This window comes from Pseudomonas sp. BW7P1 (assembly GCF_024981055.1).
Taxonomy (GTDB): domain Bacteria; phylum Pseudomonadota; class Gammaproteobacteria; order Pseudomonadales; family Pseudomonadaceae; genus Aquipseudomonas; species Aquipseudomonas bananamidigenes.
On sequence record NZ_CP103374.1, the window covers coordinates 267,164 to 287,961 of the forward strand.

Sequence of the window (20,798 nt, forward strand, 5' to 3'; positions counted from 1 at the left end):
CCCGCCGATGAAACTGGCGATGAAGTTGCGGACCCGCTTGTTTCTGAGTATTTCCGCACTGATCACCGTGGCCTTGCTCGGGCTGCTGCTCGGGCTGGTCAGCGTGATGCAAATGGCCGGGACTCAGGAAGCGCTGATCCGCAACAACTTCGTCACCCTCGATCTGGGCCTCAAGCTGCGCCAGACCCTGGGCGATCAGCTGATCATGATGCTCGCCGAGAAGCCTGATCCGGTGGCGTTCGAGGCATCGAAGCAGCATTACTTCGAGCTGCTCGACGAGGGCATCGCTCAGGAGCAGAAAGACGATGACCGCCAGTACGGGTTCCGTCAGGCCAAGGCCGATTACCTGAATTTTCTGCAGGCGTTCGACCTGTCCCGCGATCCGGGCGCGGCCCTGAGTGGTGGGGGGGACTTGCGCGAACGCTTCAATGTCTTGCGCAACGGTCTGATTTCCGAACACAAGCACGCACTGGACAATATCAACGCGGTACAGCATGACGCCCGGGACCGGGCGCTGTTGGTGGCCGGTCTGCTCGGGCTGGTGGGGCTGGCGGTGCTGATCATCGGTTTCATCACCGCCCAGGGGATCGCCCGCCGGTTCGGTGCACCGATCGAGGCGCTGGCGAAAGCGGCGGACAGCATCGGCCAGGGCAATTTCGAAGTGACCCTGCCAGTGTCCTCGGCCATGGAAATCAATCTGCTGACCCGCCGTTTCGGGCTGATGGCCGAAGCCCTTCGCGAGCATCAGGCGACCAATGTCGACGAATTGCTGGCCGGTCAGCAGCGCTTGCAGGCGGTGCTCGACAGTATCGATGACGGCTTGCTGATGATTGACCGCCAGGGTCATCTGGAACACCTGAACCCGGTGGCACAGCGACAGCTGGGCTGGGACAGCGACCGTTTCGGCGAGGGACTGGGCAGCGCCTTGCAACGTCCGGAACTGGATGCGCAACTGCAACTGGTATTGCGCGGCGGCACCCTTGAGCGCGCGCCGGAAGACCTGAGCATCGAGGTCGACGGCGAATCGCGGCTGCTGACCTACAGCCTGACTCCGGTCAGCCACACCCAAGGGCATATCCTCGGCGCAGTGATGGTGTTGCACGACGTCACCGAACAACGTGCGTTCGAGCGGGTGCGCAGCGAGTTCGTACTGCGCGCCTCCCACGAACTGCGTACGCCGGTGACTGGCATGCACATGGCCTTCGGGCTGTTTCGCGAACGGGCGAAGTTCCCGGCGGACTCCCGCGAGTCGGATCTGCTCGATACGGTCAACGAAGAAATGCAGCGCCTGATGCAGTTGATCAACGACCTGCTGAATTTCTCACGCTATCAGAGCGGTTTGCAGAAACTCACGCTGGCACCGTGTTCCATCGAAGATTTGCTGACGCAGGCGCAATCACGGTTCACCGATGCTGCCGCGCAGAAGGGGGTGGCGTTGAGTGTCGAGGTGCAGAATCCCTTGCCGCGCTTGCAGGCCGATCAGGCGCAACTGGATCGGGTGCTCGACAATCTCATCGACAACGCCTTGCGCCACACTGCTCGCGACGGGCTGATCCGTCTGCAGGCGCGGCGCCATGGCGAGCGGGTCATCATCAGCGTTGAAGACAACGGTGAAGGCATTGCCTACGGCCAGCAGGGACGGATCTTCGAGCCCTTCGTGCAGGTCGGGCGCAAAAAGGGTGGCGCGGGTCTCGGACTGGCACTGTGCAAGGAAATCGTTCAGCTGCATGGCGGGCGGATGGGCGTCTACTCGCGACCGGGGCAGGGCACGCAGTTCTACATGGCGCTGGCGGTCTAGGCCTCGTCGTCCATGCGGCGGCCGGCGAGTCGTCGGCCTCGTGTGATGAGCTCGATGAATTGCACGGCGCTCAAGGCCTGGGCGAACAGCCAGCCCTGACCGAACTTCACACCTTCGCTGCTCAGCAGTGCGGCCTGGGATTCATGTTCGATACCCTCGGCGATGACCTTCAGGTCCAGGGCCTGGGCCATGTGAATGATGTGCGGGGCGACGCCGCTGCTGGCCGCGTCATGGCCGAGCGCATCAATGAATGCCTTGTCGATTTTCAAGCAGTCCACTGGGAGGGTCTGCAAGTAGGAGAGGCTGCAATAGCCGGTGCCGAAATCGTCGATCAACACCTGGTGACCGACATCGCGTAACGCTTGCAGGTTTTCCCGGGCCACCACGACATCGATCAGCCCGCGTTCGGTCACTTCAAATGCAATCTGCCGTGCCGCTACCCGGTGCAGACTCAGTAACCGCGCCATGACCTGGCCGATGCGCGGCACCATCACATCACAGGCTGCCAGATTCACCGAAATGTAGAGCTGTGGATTGGCCCGAAGCAGTTGACCCAGCTGTTCCAGCAGGCGCTGCAGGACGAAATCGGTCATCTGGCGAATCTGCCCGGTGTTTTCCGCCATCGGGATGAACAGGTCGGGACTGGTCAGCGTACCGTCCGGTCGCCGCCAGCGCAGCAACGCTTCGGCGCCGACGCAATTGCGGCTGTCGAGATCGAAGATCGGTTGATACAGCACTTGAAGCTCACCGCGGCGGATCGCCCCGTGCAGTTCGGCATCCAGCGACTGACGCTGGCGGACCAGCCAGAACACCAGGACCCCGACAAATGCCCCCAGCAACAGACAGAACGGCACCATCCACCACCAGAGCTCCGGAACGTGCATGCCGGTGCGCGGTGTGATCAACACTAATTGATACTCCGGATTATCGGTCGGCATGCGGTAGATGAGCTGTGTCTGGGTTATCTGCAGCGCGTCGGTGGACTTCGGTGGCCACGGCTCGGCAGGTGGCCAGGCCTGTGGAACGCCGAGCACCGGAATGGCTCGGGTTCCGTGATCCAGCACCACCAGCAGGCTGCTTTCCGGAGGCAGGTCGACCATGTCGGTCAAGTGTCCACGCGAGGTGGCCACACGAAAGTTGCCCCGTCCGAGCATCAGTGCCGCACGGTTTTCATCGGGTTCGGTGGTGGTGTTCAGCCAGTAGCTGTAGGTCGGGCCCTTGATATCCGGTGGACGGACGACCGACAGACCTTCCTGGCGCGGACGATTGGAGCAGAGGCGGGAGGCATCCATGTAGGCCGCTTCATAGACGAAGCGATAGTTGAAGGTCACTTGCTGCAGCGTGGCGATCATCTCGTCGTCGCAACTGCGCAACGGTTGGGCTTCGAGGTCGTCGAGACTTTCGCGCAACTGGCCGAACAACTGTTCCAGGCGAGCCAGAAAGCGCTCGCCCTGGGCGTTCATTTCCTGACTTTCGCTCTGTTCGACCTGATGCATGGCCACGAACAGTCCGCCGGTGATCAGCAGGCTGGCGCTGAGGACAGCCGCCAGCATCGCCAGAAACCACGGACGATAAAACCAGCTGCGCAGCGCCTCTCGGGTAGCAACCATATGGATATCCGAAGAATTACCAATGAGTTATAGCTGCTGATTGCGTTTTCGCCTCGACCGTCGGGCGGGCGTCATTATTTTGTCTGATTCAACACCAGCAGCAACGCTGCCGTTTGCGCATCCGGCGTGCCGTCGAAGCGGGAAGGGCGGAAATGCATCTGGAAGGCGGCGAGTACATGGCGGGTGGCCACGTCCAGTTCACCGTTTTGCGGGGTTGCATAACCCAGGCGTGCCAGTTGCGTCTGGAACCAGCTGATGCTCGGTAACTCGACGTCGAATCTGACCTGCTGGCGAGCGACCGCCTGCTCGTCGGGCCACAGCCCCAGCCCCTCGGCAGCCAGGCGTTTCCACGGGAACAGCGGGCCAGGATCCAGCTTGCGCAGCGGTGCAATATCGCTGTGTCCGATGATGTGGTCCGGGCTGATGCCGTGGCGTTTGCTGATGTCCCTGAGCAACACGATCAGCGACTGCACCTGGGCTTCGCTGTACGGATACCACACGCGGCCGGTCGGCGTGTCCTTGAAGCCGGGATTGACGATTTCAATCCCGATCGAGCTGGAGTTGAGCCAGGTGCGCCCCTGCCATTCGCTTTCGCCCGCATGCCAGGCACGCAGGTTTTCGTCCATCAGCTTGTAGATTGTGCCGTTTTTGTCGTCGCCGATCAGATAGTGGCTGCTGACTTCACCGTGGGTCAGCAGTTGCAGCGAGCGCTGCAGGGAAGCAGAGGTGTAATGCACGATCACGAACTGCGCTCGGCTGTCGTGGTTTGCGGAAGGATGGCTGGTGTCGTAGCGCGGACCGCTGGCACAACCGGCCAGGATGAGCAGCGACGCAATGAGAGCAAGGAGTTTCATGGCAGAGAGCAGTACACACAAGACAATAATGCAACAGTGTAACGTACTGACCCACCTGCGAACGGCAAAAGGGCTGATTTAAATGAAATGGAACAATTGTCTTCAGCCCAGTTCGACCCGGTTGCGACCCGCATTTTTTGCCCGGTACAGCGCCTGATCGGCCCTTTTGAGCACCAGATCGCTTCGCTCTCCTGGCTTGAACGATGCCAGCCCCATGGAAATGGTGATCGTCACCCGCTCGCCCTTGAAGTGAAAAGGGCAGGCCTCGATCGCGGCACGCAGGGTTTCCAGCAACCTGACGCCGACAGCCGGCGGGGTGGCCGGCAGCAGCAGGACGAATTCCTCGCCGCCGAAACGGGCAATGAAATCGTTGCCCCGCAGACGTTTGCGCAACACGGTGGCGATGATCTTCAACACCTTGTCGCCGGCCAGATGCCCGTAGTTGTCGTTGATTCGTTTGAAGTGATCGAGGTCGAGCATGGCCAGGCTCAGGGTATTGCCGTGTTGCTGCCATTGGGCGATTTCATGGTCGAGACGCTCGCTCCAGGCGGCGCGGTTGGGCAGGCCGGTGAGCGGGTCGATCAGGGCTTTCTGGCGTTGCTCTTCAAGGTGTTCGCGATAGCCGAGGGCTTCCTGTTCCATGTGGGCCACACGTTCGGCGAGGCTTTTGAGGCGGTTGGCCACTTCCTGTTCACGGGCGTCGCGTTGTTTCTGGTGCTGGTCCATCGTGCCGAGCAGGCCTTCGAGATGGTTTTCCAGTACCTGCTTGAGGTCGTCCAGGTCCGCCGCTTCCTGCACGCTGTTCTGCAAACCGTCGACCTGTTCGCGAATCTGCGTGTCCATCGCCCGCGCTGCAGAGCTGTTGTCGGCATGACCTTCGCTGGCGGCCTGCAGGTTGCTCTGGAATGCTTCGAGGCGTTCGTTGAGTTGCTGCAGATAAGCCTCGAATTCGTGCTGGCCGCTGTCGGTGATAGCCAGCATCAAGGTCGCCAGATCGTCGAGGATCGGCAGCAGTTCGTACCAGTTCAAGCCGTTTTTCAGCCGTTCACGCATGGCTTCGGCTTGCGGGCGATGGCGCTCCGGCAGGGTCAGGTCATCCAGTAGCCCGATCAACGTGTCTTCGATGTGTCTGGCTACCGAGCTGTAGGACGGTTCGGGTGAGTCCGGCAGGGCGTAGAGAATGTCGTGCTCGGACTGCTCCGGATCGATGGCCGCCAGGGCCTGCGCAATAGGCTCGGGCAAGGGCAGGCTGTCGAGGATGAGCGGGGGCGGGTTGTCACCGGGATGGATCAGTTCATCAGGGTTGATGGCCATTGGCGTCGACGCAGCGAACACCGGAGGCAGCGCGGCGGCTGGTGGCTGAGGTTCCGGATCGAAGGCCTCCGGCTCGCCGGGGGCGGTGACGACTTCGGGAACGATTCTGACAGGCTCGGAGGCGACCACTTCCGGCTCTGGCTCCGCCGCATGCTCGGGCGTTGGTGCGCAAGCTCGCGGCGGGGTGGCGGCAGCAATGGCAACAGGCTCGGCAGAGGCGACAGGCGCTTCCTGCATTGGCACTGCTTCAGGCGCAGCGGCGGGAGACTGCACAAGTTGAGCATCCGGAGCAGTTCCGGCAGGTTGAGCCACAGGCGCAGGCGTTTCTTCACTGTCACGACTGCCGAACAGACGCTGCAACAAGCCGGGGCGTACCGGTTCAGCCGGCGTCTCCAACTGGCTCAAGGCCTTGCCCTGCAAGCCGCTGAGTTCGCTGAGCAGCAGCGGCATTTCCCGGGCCTGACTGACTCGACCGTCGAGTTGCTTGGCGAATTTCTTCAGCGGCTGGGCAACTTCCCGCGGCAGCGGCAATGATTGCAGCTGGGTGACCAGCGCGTTGAGCGCGGTGCTGACCTGTTCGATGCGGGTTTCACGACGTTGCTCCGAATCGAGCACGGCTTTTTCCAGACGCGGCAACAGGGCGGCGAGGCCGGCATCCATGTCGTCGGTGCGTATCACGTCGCGCATTTCTTTCATGTATTGATCGACCACACGGTCGGTGCCTTCCGCCGCCAGGGTGCTGCGCACCAGGCCGCGGCGCAGCAGGTCGAGCCGGGCGTCCCATCGACGTTCCAGCTTTTCCTGTTGTTCGATGCTCTTGAGGTATTTTTCTTTCCAGCGCTGGGCTTCGTCGCTCATTCAGGCGTTCCGCGAGGGGCAGGACTCAACGCGGGCAATGCATCGGCCGTGAGCGAACCCGGCAGACGAATCTCTACCGCGACGGGCAGGTGATCGGAAATCGGTTGGGCCAGCACTTCGACCTTTTCCAGGGTCAGGGTCGGGCTGAGCAGAATATGGTCCAGGCAGCGCTGGGGCCGCCAGCTGGGGAATGTCGCTTCGAGTTGCGGGGCCAGCAGGCCGAGGTCGCGCAACGGTGAGTGTTGCAGCAGGTCGTTGGCGTGGGTGTTCATGTCACCCATCAGCACCTGGTGCTGGTAGCCGCCGATCAATTCGCGGATGTAGGCCAATTGCATGGTGCGTACCCGTGCGCCGAGCGCCAGGTGCATCATCACCACCACCAGCGCGTCGGGACCTTCGCCGAAGCGTACCAGTATCGCTCCGCGACCCTTTGGTCCCGGCAGCGGATGGTCCTCGATCGCCCACGGGCGCAGGCGACTGAGCACGCCGTTGCTGTGCTGGGCCAGTCGGCCGAGGTTGCGATTGAGCTGTTGATACCAGTAGGGGAAAGCGCCGAGATGGGCAAGGTGTTCGACCTGATTGACGTAGCCTGAACGCAGGCTGCCGCCATCGACTTCCTGCAGGGCGACCAGGTCGAAGTCGCCGAGCAGATTGCCGATCTTCTGCAGATTGCCGGAGCGCCCGGGATGCGGCAGCAGATGCTGCCAGCTGCGGGTCAGGTAGTGCCGATAACGTTCGGTGCTGATGCCGACCTGGATATTGAAGCTGAGCAAGCGCAAACGGCTGTCTGCGGGCAGGCCCGTGGATTCCAGGTGGAGCTCGTTGACCTGCGGATCATGCAGGCCGACGAGTCGTTCGGTTCCCCAGCGGCGCATGGCGATTGCCGCGCTTAGTTGGCGGCTGCCTTGTTGGCCGCTCGCTCTTTGGCGACCAGTTGGTCGGCCAGTTTCAGAGCCTCTTCGGCACCACCGGCAGAGCCGATGTCAAAGCGGTATTTGCCGTTGACGATCATGGTTGGAACGCCGGAGATTTCATATTTCTTGGCCAGTTCGCGAGCCTTGACGATCTGGCCCTTGATGGCGAAGGAGTCGAAAGTGGCCAGGAACTTGTCCTTGTCCACGCCTTGAGTGGCGAGGAAATCAGCCATGTCGTTCTTGTCGGTCAGTTTCTTGTGTTCTTTCTGGATCGCGTTGAACACCGCAGCGTGCACGTTGTGCTCGACGCCCATGGCTTCCAGGGTCAGGAACATCTGACCGTGGGCGTCCCAGGGACCGCCGAACATGGCCGGGATGCGAACGAAATTGACGTCGGAAGGCAGTTTTTCAACCCAAGGATTGATCACCGGCTCGAAAGCGTAGCAGTGCGGGCAGCCGTACCAGAACAGCTCCACCACCTCGATCTTGCCAGGCACGGCAACCGGTACCGGGTTGCTCAGTTCGACGTAAGGGGCGGCAGGTGCTTCGGCGGCCTGGGCCGTCACGCCGAACAGGCTGGCAGCGACGAGTGCGGCGCTGATGATCAGATTACGCATGCTTTACTCCTGGGCAAATTGGGTCGCCTCGCGCGACCTGTTTTCAGACAGATCCTGGCGGGCATGAGTTCTGTAGTGTAACGGCAGCGGCCACAAAAAAGGGCGGCCAAAGCCACCCTTTTTATACTTGCTGCAATGGATTAATCGAGCGTTAACGTGGCGGGGGTTGTCCTTCACACGCAACGCTCGAATCACCATCGTAGACCGGGCCTCAGTGCAGCCCTTGAATGTAGCTGGAGACTGCCGCGATGTCCTCATCGCTCAGTTTGCGAGCGATGGTGCGCATGGTCATGGCATCGCCGTCGTTGTTGCGACCGGCTTCTTCCTTGCGGAAATCGGTCAGCTGCTTGGCGATGTATTGAGCGTGCTGGCCACCCAGATGGGGGAAGCCGGCGGCAGCATTGCCCGCGCCGTTCGGCGAATGGCAACCGGTGCAGGCCGGCAGGCCTTTTTCCAGGTTGCCGCCACGGAACAGGGCTTCACCGCGAGCGACGATTTTCGGGTCGGCGGCGCCGACGCTGCCTTTCTGGCTGGCGAAATAGGCGGCGATGTCAGAGAGGTCCTGATCGCTCAGGTTGGTCAGCAGTCCGGTCATTTCCAGAACGGTGCGTTTGCCCGACTTGATGTCGTGCAGTTGCTTGGTCAGGTAGCGTTCACCCTGACCGGCCAGTTTTGGAAAGTTTGGCGCCATGCTGTTGCCATCCGGGCCATGACAGGCCCCGCATACGGCCGCTTTCGCCTGGCCTGCGGCGGCATCGCCTGCAGCATGGGCGAAACCTGAGATTCCCACGGTCAACAGCAGACTCACGATCAGTTTGTTCATCAGCTAATCCAACTACGGCTAAGGGTTAAGAGTTATGGACCGGGTTTACTCTCGCTCATCCAGAGGATGATGGCCTGGTAATCCTCGGCACTGCAGTCCATGCACAAACCACGCGGCGGCATCGCCTTGAAACCCTGGGTCACGTGTTGCACCAGCGTCCCCATGCCTTTCGCCAACCTCGGCGTCCAGGCTGCCTGATCGCCTCTTTCGGGCGCCATGGGTAGCTGGCCGGAATGACAGGCACCACAAACACGGTTGTACACGGCTTCCGGATCCTGTGTAGCCTGTGCGCCGCAAAGCGGCATCAGAACTCCGGCAGCCAGCAGCCATTTCGTCATAAAACGACCTTTTCAGGGTTGAGAGCGATCTGCGTTCTGTTGCGCAATCAAAGTCTGTCGCTCTCGTGAGCTTCATCCTTCGCCGGGACAAAGCACACACAAAATCTGCGGCATTATATACTGGCGTCACTGAAACGGAAGCGACACCGCGTTCCGCGCCCAATCCTGGCGCCGCCCACATCGGAAATCCCATGCAACTCAAGAATCCCATCCTCGGCCTTTGCCAACAGTCCACGTTCATGCTCAGTGCCGCCAAGGTCGATCAGTGCCCCGACGACGAAGGCTTCGAAGTGGCATTCGCCGGTCGTTCCAACGCCGGTAAATCCAGCGCGCTGAACACCCTGACTCACGCCAGCCTGGCGCGCACCTCGAAAACCCCGGGTCGCACACAGCTGTTGAACTTCTTCAAGCTAGACGATGAACGGCGTCTGGTCGACCTGCCGGGCTACGGTTATGCAAAAGTACCGATCCCGCTCAAGCAACACTGGCAGCGTCACCTCGAAGCCTATCTGGGCGGCCGCGAGAGTTTGAAGGGGGTGATTCTGCTTATGGATATCCGCCACCCGATGACCGACTTCGACCAGCTGATGCTCGACTGGGCCGTTGCCGCCGGCATGCCGATGCACATCCTGCTGACCAAGGCCGACAAGCTGACCTACGGTGCAGCCAAGAACACACTGCTCAAGGTGCAGTCGGAAATCCGCAAGGGATGGGGCGATCTGGTGACGATCCAGCTGTTCTCCGCGCCAAAGCGCATGGGCCTTGAGGAGGCCTACATCAGGCTGGCGGGCTGGATGGAACTGGCGGATAAGGGTGCGGAAGCGGCGGCAGAGTAAGGGGATTTCAAAACTGTCTGTGATGCTGTCAGGCAAGGCAAAAGCATTGCTAAAAAGCGGAGTTTAGGGGACCTAAATGAGCATTTTTAGCGATGCTTTTAACGCAGTCTGGCGGCGCCACAGCCAGTTTTGAGGCAAAAAAAGCCCCGGACTTCATATGGGGAGGGAGAAGTTCCGGGGTTCAAGTTCCGAACCGCTAGGGCGGGGTTCAGATATCTGCCAACACTTAACACAACATAGGAGCATCGAAGGGCTTCACCAGCCATTCAGTATCTCTGAGTGGTTTGTCGCAAGATTAGTTCAGATTCTTTTCAAAAAAGTTTGGAATAAGCTCAAGAACGATCAGCGCTAAGCCCTGTCGATGACCTTGCCGCGACGCCCTGTCGCGGCAAAATCACGGCCCAGAGGCCTCAGTGCGCCTCGTCCCAGTTGTTGCCGACGCCCACTTCCACCAGCAATGGCACGTCCAGCTTCGCCGCTTCGCTCATGTGGAGGCGAATTTCGTCGCGAACCTGATCCACCAGATCCTCCCGAACTTCCAGCACCAGTTCGTCATGCACCTGCAGGATGACTTTGGCGTCCAGCGCCGAAGCGTTCAGCCAGTTATCCACCGCCACCATGGCTTTCTTGATGATGTCTGCTGCGGTGCCCTGCATCGGCGCGTTGATCGCCGTGCGTTCGGCAGCGGCGCGCTCCTGCGGCTTGTTGGAGTTGATGTCCGGCAGGTACAGACGACGGCCGAAGATCGTTTCCACATAGCCCTGATCCGCTGCCTGGGCGCGAGTGCGGTCCATGTATTCGCGAACACCCGGGTAGCGCGCGAAGTAGGTGTCGATGTAGGCCTTGGCGGTCTTGGTGTCGACGCCGATGTCCTTGCCCAGCTTCTGCGCGCCCATGCCGTAGATCAGACCGAAGTTGATCGCCTTGGCGCTGCGGCGCTGGTCGGACGTCACTTCGCCCAGCTCGACCTTGAACACTTCGGCTGCCGTTGCGGTGTGCACGTCCAGGTTGTTGCGGAAGGCGTTCATCAGGCCTTCGTCGCGGGACAGGTGCGCCATGATCCGCAGTTCGATCTGCGAGTAGTCCGCCGCCAGCAGTTTGTAGCCTTTCGGCGCGACAAAGGCCTGACGGATGCGTCGGCCCTCGGCGGTGCGCACCGGGATGTTCTGCAGGTTCGGGTCGCTCGACGACAAGCGACCTGTCGATGCCACAGCCTGATGATACGAGGTGTGGATACGCCCGGTGCGCGGATTGATCTGCTCCGGCAGGCGATCGGTGTAGGTGCTTTTCAGTTTGCTCATGGAGCGGTGTTCCATCAGCACTTTTGGCAAGCGGTGATCGTCTTCGGCCAGTTTCGCCAGCACCTCTTCGGCAGTGGACGGCTGGCCCTTGGCGGTTTTCTTCAGTACCGGCAGGCCGAGTTTTTCGTAGAGGATCACGCCCAGTTGCTTCGGCGAGCCCAGATTGAATTCTTCACCGGCGATTTCGAAGGCTTCACGCTCCAGCGCGACCATCTTGTCGCCCAGCTCGATGCTCTGCACGCCCAGCAGTGCGGCATCGACGAACGCACCCTGACGCTCAATGCGGGCCAGCACCGGCACCAATGGGATCTCGATGTCGGTCAGCACGCTGGCCAGGCTCGGAATGGCGCTGAGTTTTTCGAACAGCGTCTGGTGCAGACGCAGGGTCACGTCAGCATCTTCGGCGGCATACGGCCCGGCCTGTTCCAGAGCGATCTGGTCGAAAGTCAGTTGTTTGGCGCCCTTGCCGGCGATGTCCTGGAAGCTCACGGTGGTGTGATCCAGGTACTTCTGCGCCAGGCTGTCCATGTCGTGACGGGTGGCGGTGGAGTTGAGCACGTAGGACTCGAGCATCGTGTCGAAGGCGATGCCGCGCACGGTGATGCCTTCGTTCTGGTCGCCGCCGATGGCGCAGTTGGCCAGGATGTTCATGTCGAACTTGGCGTGCTGGCCGACCTTGAGTTTGTTCGGGTCTTCGAGGATTGGCTTGAGCGCGCGCAACACCGTGTCGCGATCCAGTTGCTCCGGCACGCCGATGTAGGAATGCGTCAGCGGGATGTAGGCCGCTTCGTTGGCCCGCACCGCAAAAGACAAACCGACCAGTTGCGCCTGCTGAGCGTCGACCCCGGTGGTTTCAGTGTCGAAGGCAAACAGCTCGGCTTTCTTCAGTTTTTCCAGCCAGACGTCAAAGCGGGTCTGGTCGAGGATGGTTTCGTACTGGTTTTCAGTGCTGGCGACCGGGGCTTCGGTTGCCGGGGCGCTGAACAGATCGACGACCGGCTCGGGGGCGGCGGCGTTGCTCAGTTCCTGGCGTTTGGCGTCGCGCTCAAGATCGTTGATCCAGCTCTTGAACTCCAGCAGGGTGAAAAGCTCGTAGAGCTTGGCCGGGTCTTCCGGGCCCATCTGCAGGTCGTCGAGACTGATTTCCAGAGGTACGTCGACCTTGATGGTCGCCAGTTGATAGGAGAGGAATGCCATCTCCTTGTGTTCTTCGAGCTTGGCCGGCAGGGTCTTGGCGCCGCGGATCGGCAGGGTCGGCACGATGTCGAGCTGCGCGTAGAGCTCGGTCAGGCCACCGTTGACACCGACCAGCAGGCCGGAAGCGGTTTTCGGGCCGATGCCGGGAACGCCGGGAATATTGTCGGAAGAGTCGCCCATCAGGGCCAGATAATCGATGATCTGCTCCGGAGCGACACCGAATTTCTCCTTTACGCCCTCCACGTCCATCGAACTGCCGGACATGGTGTTGACCAGGGTAATGTGCCCGTCGACCAGTTGCGCCATGTCCTTGTCGCCGGTGGAGATGATCACCGGACGATCAGCGGCCGCGCTGCTGCGGGCCAGGGTGCCGATCACGTCATCGGCTTCAACGCCGTCGACGCACAGCAGCGGAAAGCCCAGCGCCTTCACGCTCTGGTGCAGTGGTTCGATCTGCACACGCATGTCGTCGGGCATGCTCGGGCGGTTGGCCTTGTATTCGGCATACATCTCATCGCGAAATGTCCCGCCCTTGGCGTCGAACACCACGGCGAACGGGCTGTCCGGATACTGCTTGCGCAGGCTTTTGAGCATGTTCAGCACGCCCTTGACCGCACCGGTCGGCATGCCTTTGGAGGTGGTCAGCGGTGGCAGCGCGTGAAAGGCGCGGTACAGGTAGGACGAACCGTCCACCAGGACGAGGGGGGCTTGGCTCATGAGCAGGATCAACCTTTTCGGCGGGTCCGGCGCTAGAATAGCGGGACCGTTGACGACAAAGGGACAAGGTTATCATGCGTACGTTAAATCGCTTGCTGCTGGTCAGTCTGATTGCTGTCTCACCGTTGCCTGCGATCGCGGCGGATGACGCGCCGTCCGCGGAGCCGGAAGTCACTATCCGCACCGAGGGTGACAAAACCATCCAGGAGTACCGGCAAAACGGTTTCCTGTACGCGATCAAGGTGACTCAGAAGGGTTTCCCGCCCTATTTTCTGGTGCGCGCGGACGGTACTGATGCAAACTTCATCCGCTCGGACCAGCCGGATATGCTGATCCCCGCGTGGAAGATTTTCGAGTGGAAGTAGTTTCTTAATTTCAACCGGCGCCGGCTCGATGGCGGCGCCAGAACTGAGCAGTTTTCAACCATGTCTGTGTTCACCCCCCTGGCTCGGCCCGAGCTGGAAACCTTTCTCGCCCCTTACGGGCTCGGCCGTCTGCTTGATTTCCAGGGGATCGCCGCCGGCAGTGAAAACACCAACTTCTTCATCAGCATGGAAAAGGGCGAGTTCGTCCTGACCCTGGTCGAGCGCGGCCCGGTGCAGGAAATGCCGTTTTTCATCGACCTGCTCGACGTTCTGCACGAAGCCGACCTTCCGGTGCCCTACGCACTGCGGACCACCGACGGTGTGGCCCTGCGCGAGCTGAAAGGCAAGCCGGCGCTGCTGCAACCGCGTCTGTCCGGCAAGCACATCAAACAGGCGAACGCCCAGCATTGCGCGCAGGTTGGTGACTTGCAGGCCCATCTGCACCTGGCGACCCAGGGCGACAGCATGATCAAGCGCAAGACCGATCGTGGCCTGGACTGGATGCTGGAGGAGGGCACGCAGTTTCTTTCGCGCCTCGGCGATGAGCCGCGTGCGCTGCTGCAGACCGCGCTGGAAGAAATCACCCGACAGAAAGAGAAAATTCTCGCGCTGCCTCGGGCGAACATCCACGCCGACCTGTTCCGTGACAACGCGATGTTCGAAGGCACGCACCTGACCGGGTTGATCGACTTCTACAACGCCTGCTCCGGGCCGATGCTCTACGACGTGGCGATTGCCTTGAACGACTGGTGCTCGGACGATGACGGCCTGATCGACGGCCCGCGTGCGCGGGCCTTCCTGGGCGCCTATGCGGCACTGCGTCCATTTACGGCGGCCGAGGCCGAGTTGTGGCCGACCATGCTGCGTGTGGCGTGTGTGCGGTTCTGGCTGTCGCGGTTGATCGCGGCGGAATCCTTCGCCGGGCAGGACGTGCTGATTCACGATCCGAAAGAGTTCGAGCAGCGGCTGGCGCAACGGCAACAGGTCCACTTACCTTTGCCTTTCGCCCTTTAAAAGCTTCGCGAGCAGGCTCGCTCCCACATTGGCTTTGTGTCGATCACAAATCTGATGTGGGAGCGAGCCTGCTCGCGAATGGGGCAATACTGATGCCCGTGTTTACAGCGATTCCAGACAACCCGCCAGATCATTCCCCAGCTTCTCCAGCACCTGCTCATAACCCTGAGCCGTCGCCGGCGTATACCCGCCCAACGCATCCAGTTCCGCCAGCTTCACCGGCAGGCCCGCCACCAGGGTCTCGGCCAGACGCGGACGCAGCGGCGGTTCACTGAACACGCAGGTCTTGCCGACTTCCTGCAACCGCGCGCGCATCGCTGCGACATGCTGCGCACCCGGTTGTACTTCTGCGGCAACACTGAAGACACCGGTGTGTTTCAAGCCGTAGGCGTCTTCGAAGTAGTCGAAGGCTTCGTGGAAGACGAAGTAAGGTTTGCCCTCAACGCTGGTCAGACGTTTCTTCAATCGCTGATCCAGTGCATCGAGACGCTCGTCAAACGCCTTGGCATTGCTCTGATAGCGCTCGGCATTGGCCGGGTCGGCGGCGCTCAGGTCAGCGGCCATTTTGTCGGCAATCACTCGCGCGTTCACTGGCGAAAGCCACAAATGCGCATCGAGCGTACCGGGACGATGGTCGTGATCATGCTCATCGGCGTCTTCGGCGTGGGAGTGGCTGTCTTCGGCGAAGCGGCGCAGCTTCATGCCCGGCAGGTCCTGCACGGCGACGCTCGGCAGCGTACGACCATTCAGCACGCGGGGCAGGAAACCTTCCATGTCCGGGCCGATCCAGTACAGCAGATCCACCGATTGCACTTTGCGCACGTCGGACGGGCGCAACGCATAGTTATGCGGCGAGGCTCCCGGCGGCAACAGCACTTCCGGAATCGCCACACCGTCCTGCACCGCAGCGGCAATCAATTGCAGTGGCTTGATGCTGGTGAGGACTCTGACTTCGGCCTGAGCCGAACCGATCAGCAGAAAACTGGCGACAAAAGCCACAAAAACAGAAAAAAGTCGGGACACGATGACCACTCAAGGAGGCGAGAACGGGTAACATAATAACGTCTCCAGCCAAGCTCGTCGCCGCTCATGCCTATTACACCGATTGCCAGCCGTCCCCACGACCATTCCCATTGCGTCCACAGCGCCCTGTCCGAGGCCGATGCCTTGTGTGCACAGAAAGGCCTGCGCCTGACCGCATTGCGTCGGCGGGTGCTGGAACTCGTGTGGCAGAGCCACAAACCGCTGGGCGCCTACGACATCCTCGCAGTGCTCAGCGAGCAGGACGGTCGTCGCGCCGCGCCGCCGACCGTGTACCGTGCGTTGGATTTCCTGCTGGAAAACGGCCTTGTGCACCGCATCGCTTCGCTGAACGCCTTCGTCGGATGCGTTCATCCAAAGCATTCGCACCAGGGCCAGTTTCTGATTTGCCGCGAATGCCACGCGGCCATCGAACTTGAGCAAAAAACCATCAGTGACGCCATCGTCCACAGCGCCAGTGACGTCGGCTTCATCGTCGAGGCCCAGACCGTCGAAGTGGTGGGTCTCTGCTCTGGTTGCCGGGGGGCTTGATGAGCGATGCGTTGATCCGTCTGGAGCAAGTGGCTGTCCGGTTTGCCGGGCAGAACGTGCTGGACAACATTCACCTGAGCGTCGAGCCGGGGCAGATCGTCACCCTGATCGGCCCCAACGGCGCCGGCAAGACCACGCTGGTACGCGCCGTGCTCGGGCTGCTGAAACCCGACAGCGGCAGTGTCTGGCGCAAGCCGAAGCTGCGCGTCGGTTACATGCCGCAAAAGCTTCACGTCGATCCGACCCTGCCGCTGTCAGTCCTGCGCTTTCTGCGGCTGGTGCCGGGCGTCGATCGTCCGCGAGCGTTGGCGGCACTGAAGGAAGTGGGCGCCGAGCACGTCATCGACAGCCCGGTGCAGAGCGTGTCCGGTGGTGAAATGCAGCGCGTGCTGCTGGCCCGGGCACTGTTGCGCGAACCGGAACTGCTGGTGCTCGACGAGCCGGTGCAAGGCGTCGATGTGGCCGGTCAGGCCGAGCTGTACAGCCTGATCACTCGCCTGCGTGATCGCCATGGTTGCGGCGTGTTGATGGTCTCCCACGATCTGCATCTGGTGATGAGCACCACCGACCAGGTCGTGTGCCTCAACCGTCACGTCTGCTGCTCCGGGCATCCCGAGCAGGTCAGCGGCGACCCGGCCTTCGTCGAGCTGTTCGGCAATCACGCGCCAAGCCTGGCGGTCTATCACCACCATCACGACCACGCCCACGACCTGCATGGTTCGGTGGTCAAAGGGCCTGTGAAAGGCCAACCTCACGTTCATGGAGATAGCTGCAAGCATGGCTGATTTTCTGTTCTACGCCCTGCTTGCAGGCTTGGCGCTGGCGGTGGTTGCCGGGCCGCTGGGCTCGTTCGTGGTCTGGCGGCGCATGGCCTATTTCGGCGACACCCTGTCTCACGCCGCGCTGCTCGGCGTGGCGCTGGGGTTTTTGCTGGATGTCAGCCCGACCGTCGCGGTCACCGTGGGCTGCCTGCTGCTGGCGGTGCTGCTGGTGACCCTGCAACAACGCCAGCCGCTGGCATCCGACACGTTGTTGGGCATTCTTGCACCGAGCACGCTCTCGCTCGGCCTGGTGGTACTAAGCTTCATGCATGAAGTGCGGATCGACCTGATGGCCTATCTGTTCGGCGACCTGCTGGCGATCAGCCCGACTGACCTTGCCTGGATCCTTGGCGGCAGCGCGGCGGTGCTGGTGTTGCTGGTGACGCTGTGGCGGCCGCTGCTGGCGATCACCGTGCACGAAGAACTGGCCCGGGTCGAAGGCCTGCCGGTGGCCGGATTGCGCATGGCGCTGATGCTGCTGATCGCGGTGGTGATCGCCGTGGCGATGAAAATCGTCGGTGTATTGCTGATTACGTCGCTGTTGATCATCCCGGCAGCTGCGGCACAACGTCACGCCCGCTCGCCGGAGCAGATGGCACTCGGCGCGAGCCTGCTGGGCATGCTCGCCGTGTGTGGCGGGCTGGCGCTGTCCTGGTTCAAGGACACCCCGGCCGGCCCGTCAATCGTTGTGACGGCGGCCGCACTGTTTCTGCTGAGTTTTGTTCTGCCCCGTCGAGGGGTGTAGACTTGCTCGTTTTTTGCGCAAATAGAGAGTCGCAGGAATGAAGCCGTTCGCCTCCCGTTATCTGCTCCTTGTCGCATTTTCAGTGCTGCTGGGCGCCTGCCAAAGCTCGCCGCCGGTGGCCGAAGTCCCCGATGCACGGGCCACGGCCATTGCACAGCTGGAGCAAAACCTGGCCAGCAGCGAACTGGCCACTGCCGAAGACCAGTTGGCAGCCTTGCAGGCCGAAACGCCCAACGATCCTTCCCTTGAGCAGTACCAGCGCCAGTTGGCCGAAGCCTATCTGCGTCGCAGCCAGATCGTCCTGCAGAAGGGCGATGTGAATGCTGCGGCGACCGCCTTGAGCCGTGCCCGCGCGCTGATGCCCAAGGCCCCGGCACTGACCGGCGGCGTCAACGGTGCGATCACCGAAGCCCGCAAGGCTGAGCTGGAGAAAGCCGAAGCGGCACTTCAGGCCGCCGAGGCCAAGCCGAAAGCGAAGGTGATCGATCCGACCGCCGAAAGCACCACGGTCGCGTTGAATATCACCGACAGCCGCAAACTTCGCCGTCAACTCGACGCGATTGCCGCCGATGTGGTGAATTACGATTGTGCGGTGAGCATTCAGGCGCCGCGCACCAACGATTATCCATGGCTGGCGACACTGATCACCAAGCGCGTGAAGAAGCTGGATCCGGATTTCGATCTGCAGATCGAGAAGCAGATTTTGCGCACGGTCCCGGCACAGATGGTTCTGAGCCCGCGCAAACCTTGAATTGACCGCAGCCTGCTTTTCGCAGGCTGCGGTTTTTTTCAGGCCGGAATAGCCTTGGCTTTCGCCTCCCGGTCCCAAACCCGATGCTGCCCGATCGCCGCAAAAAACGGTTTGGTCAGCGCCTTCACGTCCTTGCCTTCGATCAACCCGGCATCCGCCTCCAGCTTCAGCACGTCCAGCAAATGTCCGGCCTCGTCTTGCAGGGCAATCGCCTTCAGGTGCTTGTACGCCTCCAGCAGGTAATGCAACGCAACGCCGTCTCCGCTCAACGCCTTGACCGAAGCCGCGCCGCCCGGCACGAATACCGCATCGAACACCACTGAAGGCATACCTTCCATCGACGCATCCACCGCCAGGCTTTTGCCATCCGCCGTCTTCACCGGCGCGGAGGTCGGGCCGAGCAATTTGGCGTGCGCACCCTCTGCGGCCAAAGCCTTTTTCATTGCCTCAATCGCCGCGCCATCGACGCCGTTGGCCGCCAGAATGGCGACTTTTCGGGTCTTGATGTTCTCGGGCAACAGATTGGCCTGACTCAGCGCCGGAGAGTGATCCAGTGAGGTCTTGCGCACCTCGACCGTGCCTTGGGTGGGAGCCGGCAAACCGAGGTTCGTCGCCACCCGACGCGCCAGCTCCAGATCGATGTTGGCCAGAATCTCGTTCACTTCCCGGGCCCGGATGTGCTCCCGTTCAACCTTGCCCAGCTCGAAGCTGTACGCCGAAATGATGTGCTCCTGCTCGTGCTTGCTCATGCTTTTGAAGAACAGGCGCGCCTGGGAAAAGTGGTCGCTGAACGACTCGCTGCGCTGGCGGATCTTGTTGGCGTCGATGCGCTCTGCGTAGCTCTCGAAACCGCCGTCCTGCGCAGCCGGCGGGGTTTCTTTCGGCCAGCCGCCATCGATGGAGTTCGGCTCGTAGGACGCGCGGCCTTTGTCGATCACCGTGCGGTGCTGGGCATCGCGCTGGCCATTGTGGAACGGCGCCACCGGGCGATTGATCGGCAGCTCATGAAAATTCGGCCCGCCGAGCCGGCTGATCTGCGTGTCCGTGTAGGAAAACAGCCGACCTTGCAGCAGCGGGTCATTGGAAAAGTCGATCCCGGGGACGATATGGCCAGGACAGAACGCGACCTGTTCGGTTTCGGCGAAGAAGTTGTCCGGGTTGCGGTTGAGGGTCATTTTGCCCAGCGGCGTGATCGGGACGATTTCCTCGGGAATCAGTTTGGTCGGGTCGAGAATGTCAAAATCGAAGTCGTGCTCGTTTTCCTCCTCGATGACCTGTACGCCGAGTTCCCATTCCGGGTAGTCCCCGGTCTCGATGGCCTCCCAGAGATCGCGTCGGTGGTAGTCGGTATCTTTACCGGCCAGTTTCTGCGCTTCGTCCCACACCAGCGAACAGGTACCGGCGGTGGGGCGCCAGTGGAACTTCACGAAGCGTGATTTACCCTCGGCATTGATCAGCCGGAAGGTGTGCACGCCGAAGCCCTGCATGCTGCGCAGGCTTTTCGGGATGGCCCGGTCGGACATGGCCCAGATGACCATGTGCGCCGATTCCGGTACCAGCGACACGAAATCCCAGAAGGTGTCGTGGGCCGAGCCGCCGGTCGGTATTTCGTTGTGCGGCTCGGGTTTTACGGCGTGGACAAAGTCGGGAAACTTGATTGCGTCCTGGATGAAAAACACCGGCATGTTGTTGCCCACCAGATCGAAGTTGCCTTCGTCGGTGAAGAACTTCACGGCAAAACCGCGCACGTCACGCACGGTATCGCCGGAGCCCCGTGGCCCCTGCACCGTGGAAAAACGTACGAAAACCGGTGTTTTCTTCCCCGGATCCCGCAGGAACTCGGCCTTGGTCAGCGCCGAATGGTTCTCGTAGCTTTGAAAGAAACCATGGGCGCCGGTACCGCGGGCGTGGACGATGCGCTCCGGAATCCGCTCGTGGTCGAAGTGCGTGATCTTCTCACGCATGATGAAGTCTTCCAGCAGTGACGGCCCACGCGGCCCGGCCTTGAGCGTGTTCTGGTTGTCCGCGATCTTCACGCCCTGATTGGTGCGCAGCGCCTGGCCGGTGGCGTCGGAGCGAAATTTTTCCAGGCTGTCGAGTTTGGCGTTGGTGTTGGCGCGATCCGGGGTGTCGGTGCCGGCCAGTTGGCTCTTGTCAGTGGCAGGTTTTTTCGTACTCATCAGTCGTGAACTCCTGTATGCCCGGGGCATTGCGCCGGGCCGCTCGAGTGGTTCCCGGGCACGGCACCCAGGGTTTCAAGTCGCTTAACTAGTGACTGATGAGGGTTTCGGGCGTTCCTTTTTTATGACCTTTGATCCTGTTATTGCCAAATTGAAGGTTAATTGCGAAATAA

Annotated in this window: 18 protein-coding genes; 8 read left to right on the forward strand and 10 right to left on the reverse strand. The window is 61.3% G+C overall.

Annotated elements, in window-relative coordinates; all coding sequences use genetic code 11:
* Positions 1 to 7 precede the first annotated feature (7 nt).
* On the forward strand, positions 8 to 1,798 hold the full coding sequence (locus NWV16_RS01240; RefSeq protein ID WP_260521668.1) for a KinB sensor domain-containing domain: 1,791 nt from the start codon (positions 8 to 10) through the stop codon (positions 1,796 to 1,798).
* On the opposite strand, the gene NWV16_RS01245 is transcribed toward NWV16_RS01240, so the two are convergent.
* The 7 genes from NWV16_RS01245 to NWV16_RS01275 form a co-directional block, all read right to left on the reverse strand.
* Complete coding sequence (locus NWV16_RS01245) at positions 1,795 to 3,408, reverse strand: EAL domain-containing protein (RefSeq protein ID WP_260521669.1); 1,614 nt, start codon at positions 3,406 to 3,408, stop codon at positions 1,795 to 1,797. The two genes, NWV16_RS01240 and NWV16_RS01245, sit on opposite strands and share 4 nt — an antisense overlap.
* 74 nt (positions 3,409 to 3,482) lie before the next feature.
* Positions 3,483 to 4,262: an N-acetylmuramoyl-L-alanine amidase gene (locus NWV16_RS01250; RefSeq protein ID WP_260521670.1), complete on the reverse strand. Its 780-nt coding sequence runs from the start codon at positions 4,260 to 4,262 to the stop codon at positions 3,483 to 3,485.
* Between the two features lie 102 nt (positions 4,263 to 4,364).
* Complete coding sequence (locus tag NWV16_RS01255) at positions 4,365 to 6,434, reverse strand: diguanylate cyclase (protein ID WP_260521671.1); 2,070 nt, start codon at positions 6,432 to 6,434, stop codon at positions 4,365 to 4,367.
* Positions 6,431 to 7,309 carry an endonuclease/exonuclease/phosphatase family protein gene (locus tag NWV16_RS01260; protein WP_260521672.1) on the reverse strand — a complete coding sequence of 293 codons (879 nt, stop codon included), beginning with the start codon at positions 7,307 to 7,309 and terminating at the stop codon, positions 6,431 to 6,433. The genes NWV16_RS01255 and NWV16_RS01260 overlap by 4 nt, the downstream gene beginning before the upstream one ends.
* A 14-nt stretch (positions 7,310 to 7,323) precedes the next feature.
* Complete coding sequence (locus NWV16_RS01265; RefSeq protein WP_065260177.1) at positions 7,324 to 7,965, reverse strand: thiol:disulfide interchange protein DsbA/DsbL; 642 nt, start codon at positions 7,963 to 7,965, stop codon at positions 7,324 to 7,326.
* A gap of 211 nt (positions 7,966 to 8,176) precedes the next feature.
* Positions 8,177 to 8,788 (reverse strand): c-type cytochrome, encoded by a 612-nt coding sequence (locus NWV16_RS01270; protein ID WP_065260178.1) that lies wholly within the window; start codon positions 8,786 to 8,788, stop codon positions 8,177 to 8,179.
* Between the two features lie 32 nt (positions 8,789 to 8,820).
* A complete protein-coding gene (locus NWV16_RS01275; RefSeq protein ID WP_065260179.1) occupies positions 8,821 to 9,126 on the reverse strand; it encodes a c-type cytochrome in 306 nt (101 codons plus the stop codon).
* A gap of 191 nt (positions 9,127 to 9,317) precedes the next feature.
* Here NWV16_RS01275 and yihA point away from each other — a divergent pair, with 191 nt between their 5' ends.
* Positions 9,318 to 9,962 (forward strand): ribosome biogenesis GTP-binding protein YihA/YsxC, encoded by a 645-nt coding sequence (gene yihA / locus NWV16_RS01280; RefSeq protein WP_260521673.1) that lies wholly within the window; start codon positions 9,318 to 9,320, stop codon positions 9,960 to 9,962.
* A gap of 410 nt (positions 9,963 to 10,372) precedes the next feature.
* Here yihA and polA read toward each other — a convergent pair whose 3' ends face one another.
* Positions 10,373 to 13,177, reverse strand: a complete 2,805-nt coding sequence (gene polA, locus NWV16_RS01285) for a DNA polymerase I (RefSeq protein ID WP_260521674.1) — start codon at positions 13,175 to 13,177, stop codon at positions 10,373 to 10,375.
* 74 nt (positions 13,178 to 13,251) lie between these two features.
* Between polA and NWV16_RS01290 the strand changes: the two genes are divergently transcribed.
* Positions 13,252 to 13,542, forward strand: a complete 291-nt coding sequence (locus NWV16_RS01290) for a DUF2782 domain-containing protein (protein WP_065260182.1) — start codon at positions 13,252 to 13,254, stop codon at positions 13,540 to 13,542.
* 60 nt (positions 13,543 to 13,602) lie between these two features.
* Entirely contained in the window at positions 13,603 to 14,556 is a 954-nt protein-coding gene (locus NWV16_RS01295) for a homoserine kinase (RefSeq protein WP_260521675.1), read from the forward strand.
* A gap of 102 nt (positions 14,557 to 14,658) precedes the next feature.
* On the opposite strand, the gene NWV16_RS01300 is transcribed toward NWV16_RS01295, so the two are convergent.
* Positions 14,659 to 15,579 carry a zinc ABC transporter substrate-binding protein gene (locus NWV16_RS01300; protein ID WP_260521676.1) on the reverse strand — a complete coding sequence of 307 codons (921 nt, stop codon included), beginning with the start codon at positions 15,577 to 15,579 and terminating at the stop codon, positions 14,659 to 14,661.
* Between the two features lie 66 nt (positions 15,580 to 15,645).
* Between NWV16_RS01300 and zur the strand changes: the two genes are divergently transcribed.
* From zur to NWV16_RS01320, 4 genes are read left to right on the forward strand one after another with little or no spacing between them, the layout of a single operon-like run.
* A complete protein-coding gene (gene zur / locus NWV16_RS01305; RefSeq protein ID WP_065260668.1) occupies positions 15,646 to 16,128 on the forward strand; it encodes a zinc uptake transcriptional repressor Zur in 483 nt (160 codons plus the stop codon).
* The gene (znuC, locus tag NWV16_RS01310; RefSeq protein WP_065260667.1) at positions 16,128 to 16,913 is read left to right on the forward strand and encodes a zinc ABC transporter ATP-binding protein ZnuC; all 786 of its coding nucleotides are present in this window, start codon (positions 16,128 to 16,130) and stop codon (positions 16,911 to 16,913) included. The genes zur and znuC overlap by 1 nt, the downstream gene beginning before the upstream one ends.
* Positions 16,906 to 17,694, forward strand: a complete 789-nt coding sequence (gene znuB / locus NWV16_RS01315) for a zinc ABC transporter permease subunit ZnuB (protein ID WP_065260666.1) — start codon at positions 16,906 to 16,908, stop codon at positions 17,692 to 17,694. The genes znuC and znuB overlap by 8 nt, the downstream gene beginning before the upstream one ends.
* Before the next feature lie 37 nt (positions 17,695 to 17,731).
* A complete protein-coding gene (locus tag NWV16_RS01320; protein WP_260521677.1) occupies positions 17,732 to 18,445 on the forward strand; it encodes a PA5502 family lipoprotein in 714 nt (237 codons plus the stop codon).
* 38 nt (positions 18,446 to 18,483) lie between these two features.
* Here NWV16_RS01320 and katE read toward each other — a convergent pair whose 3' ends face one another.
* Positions 18,484 to 20,625, reverse strand: a complete 2,142-nt coding sequence (katE, locus tag NWV16_RS01325) for a catalase HPII (RefSeq protein ID WP_260521678.1) — start codon at positions 20,623 to 20,625, stop codon at positions 18,484 to 18,486.
* Positions 20,626 to 20,798 lie beyond the last annotated feature (173 nt).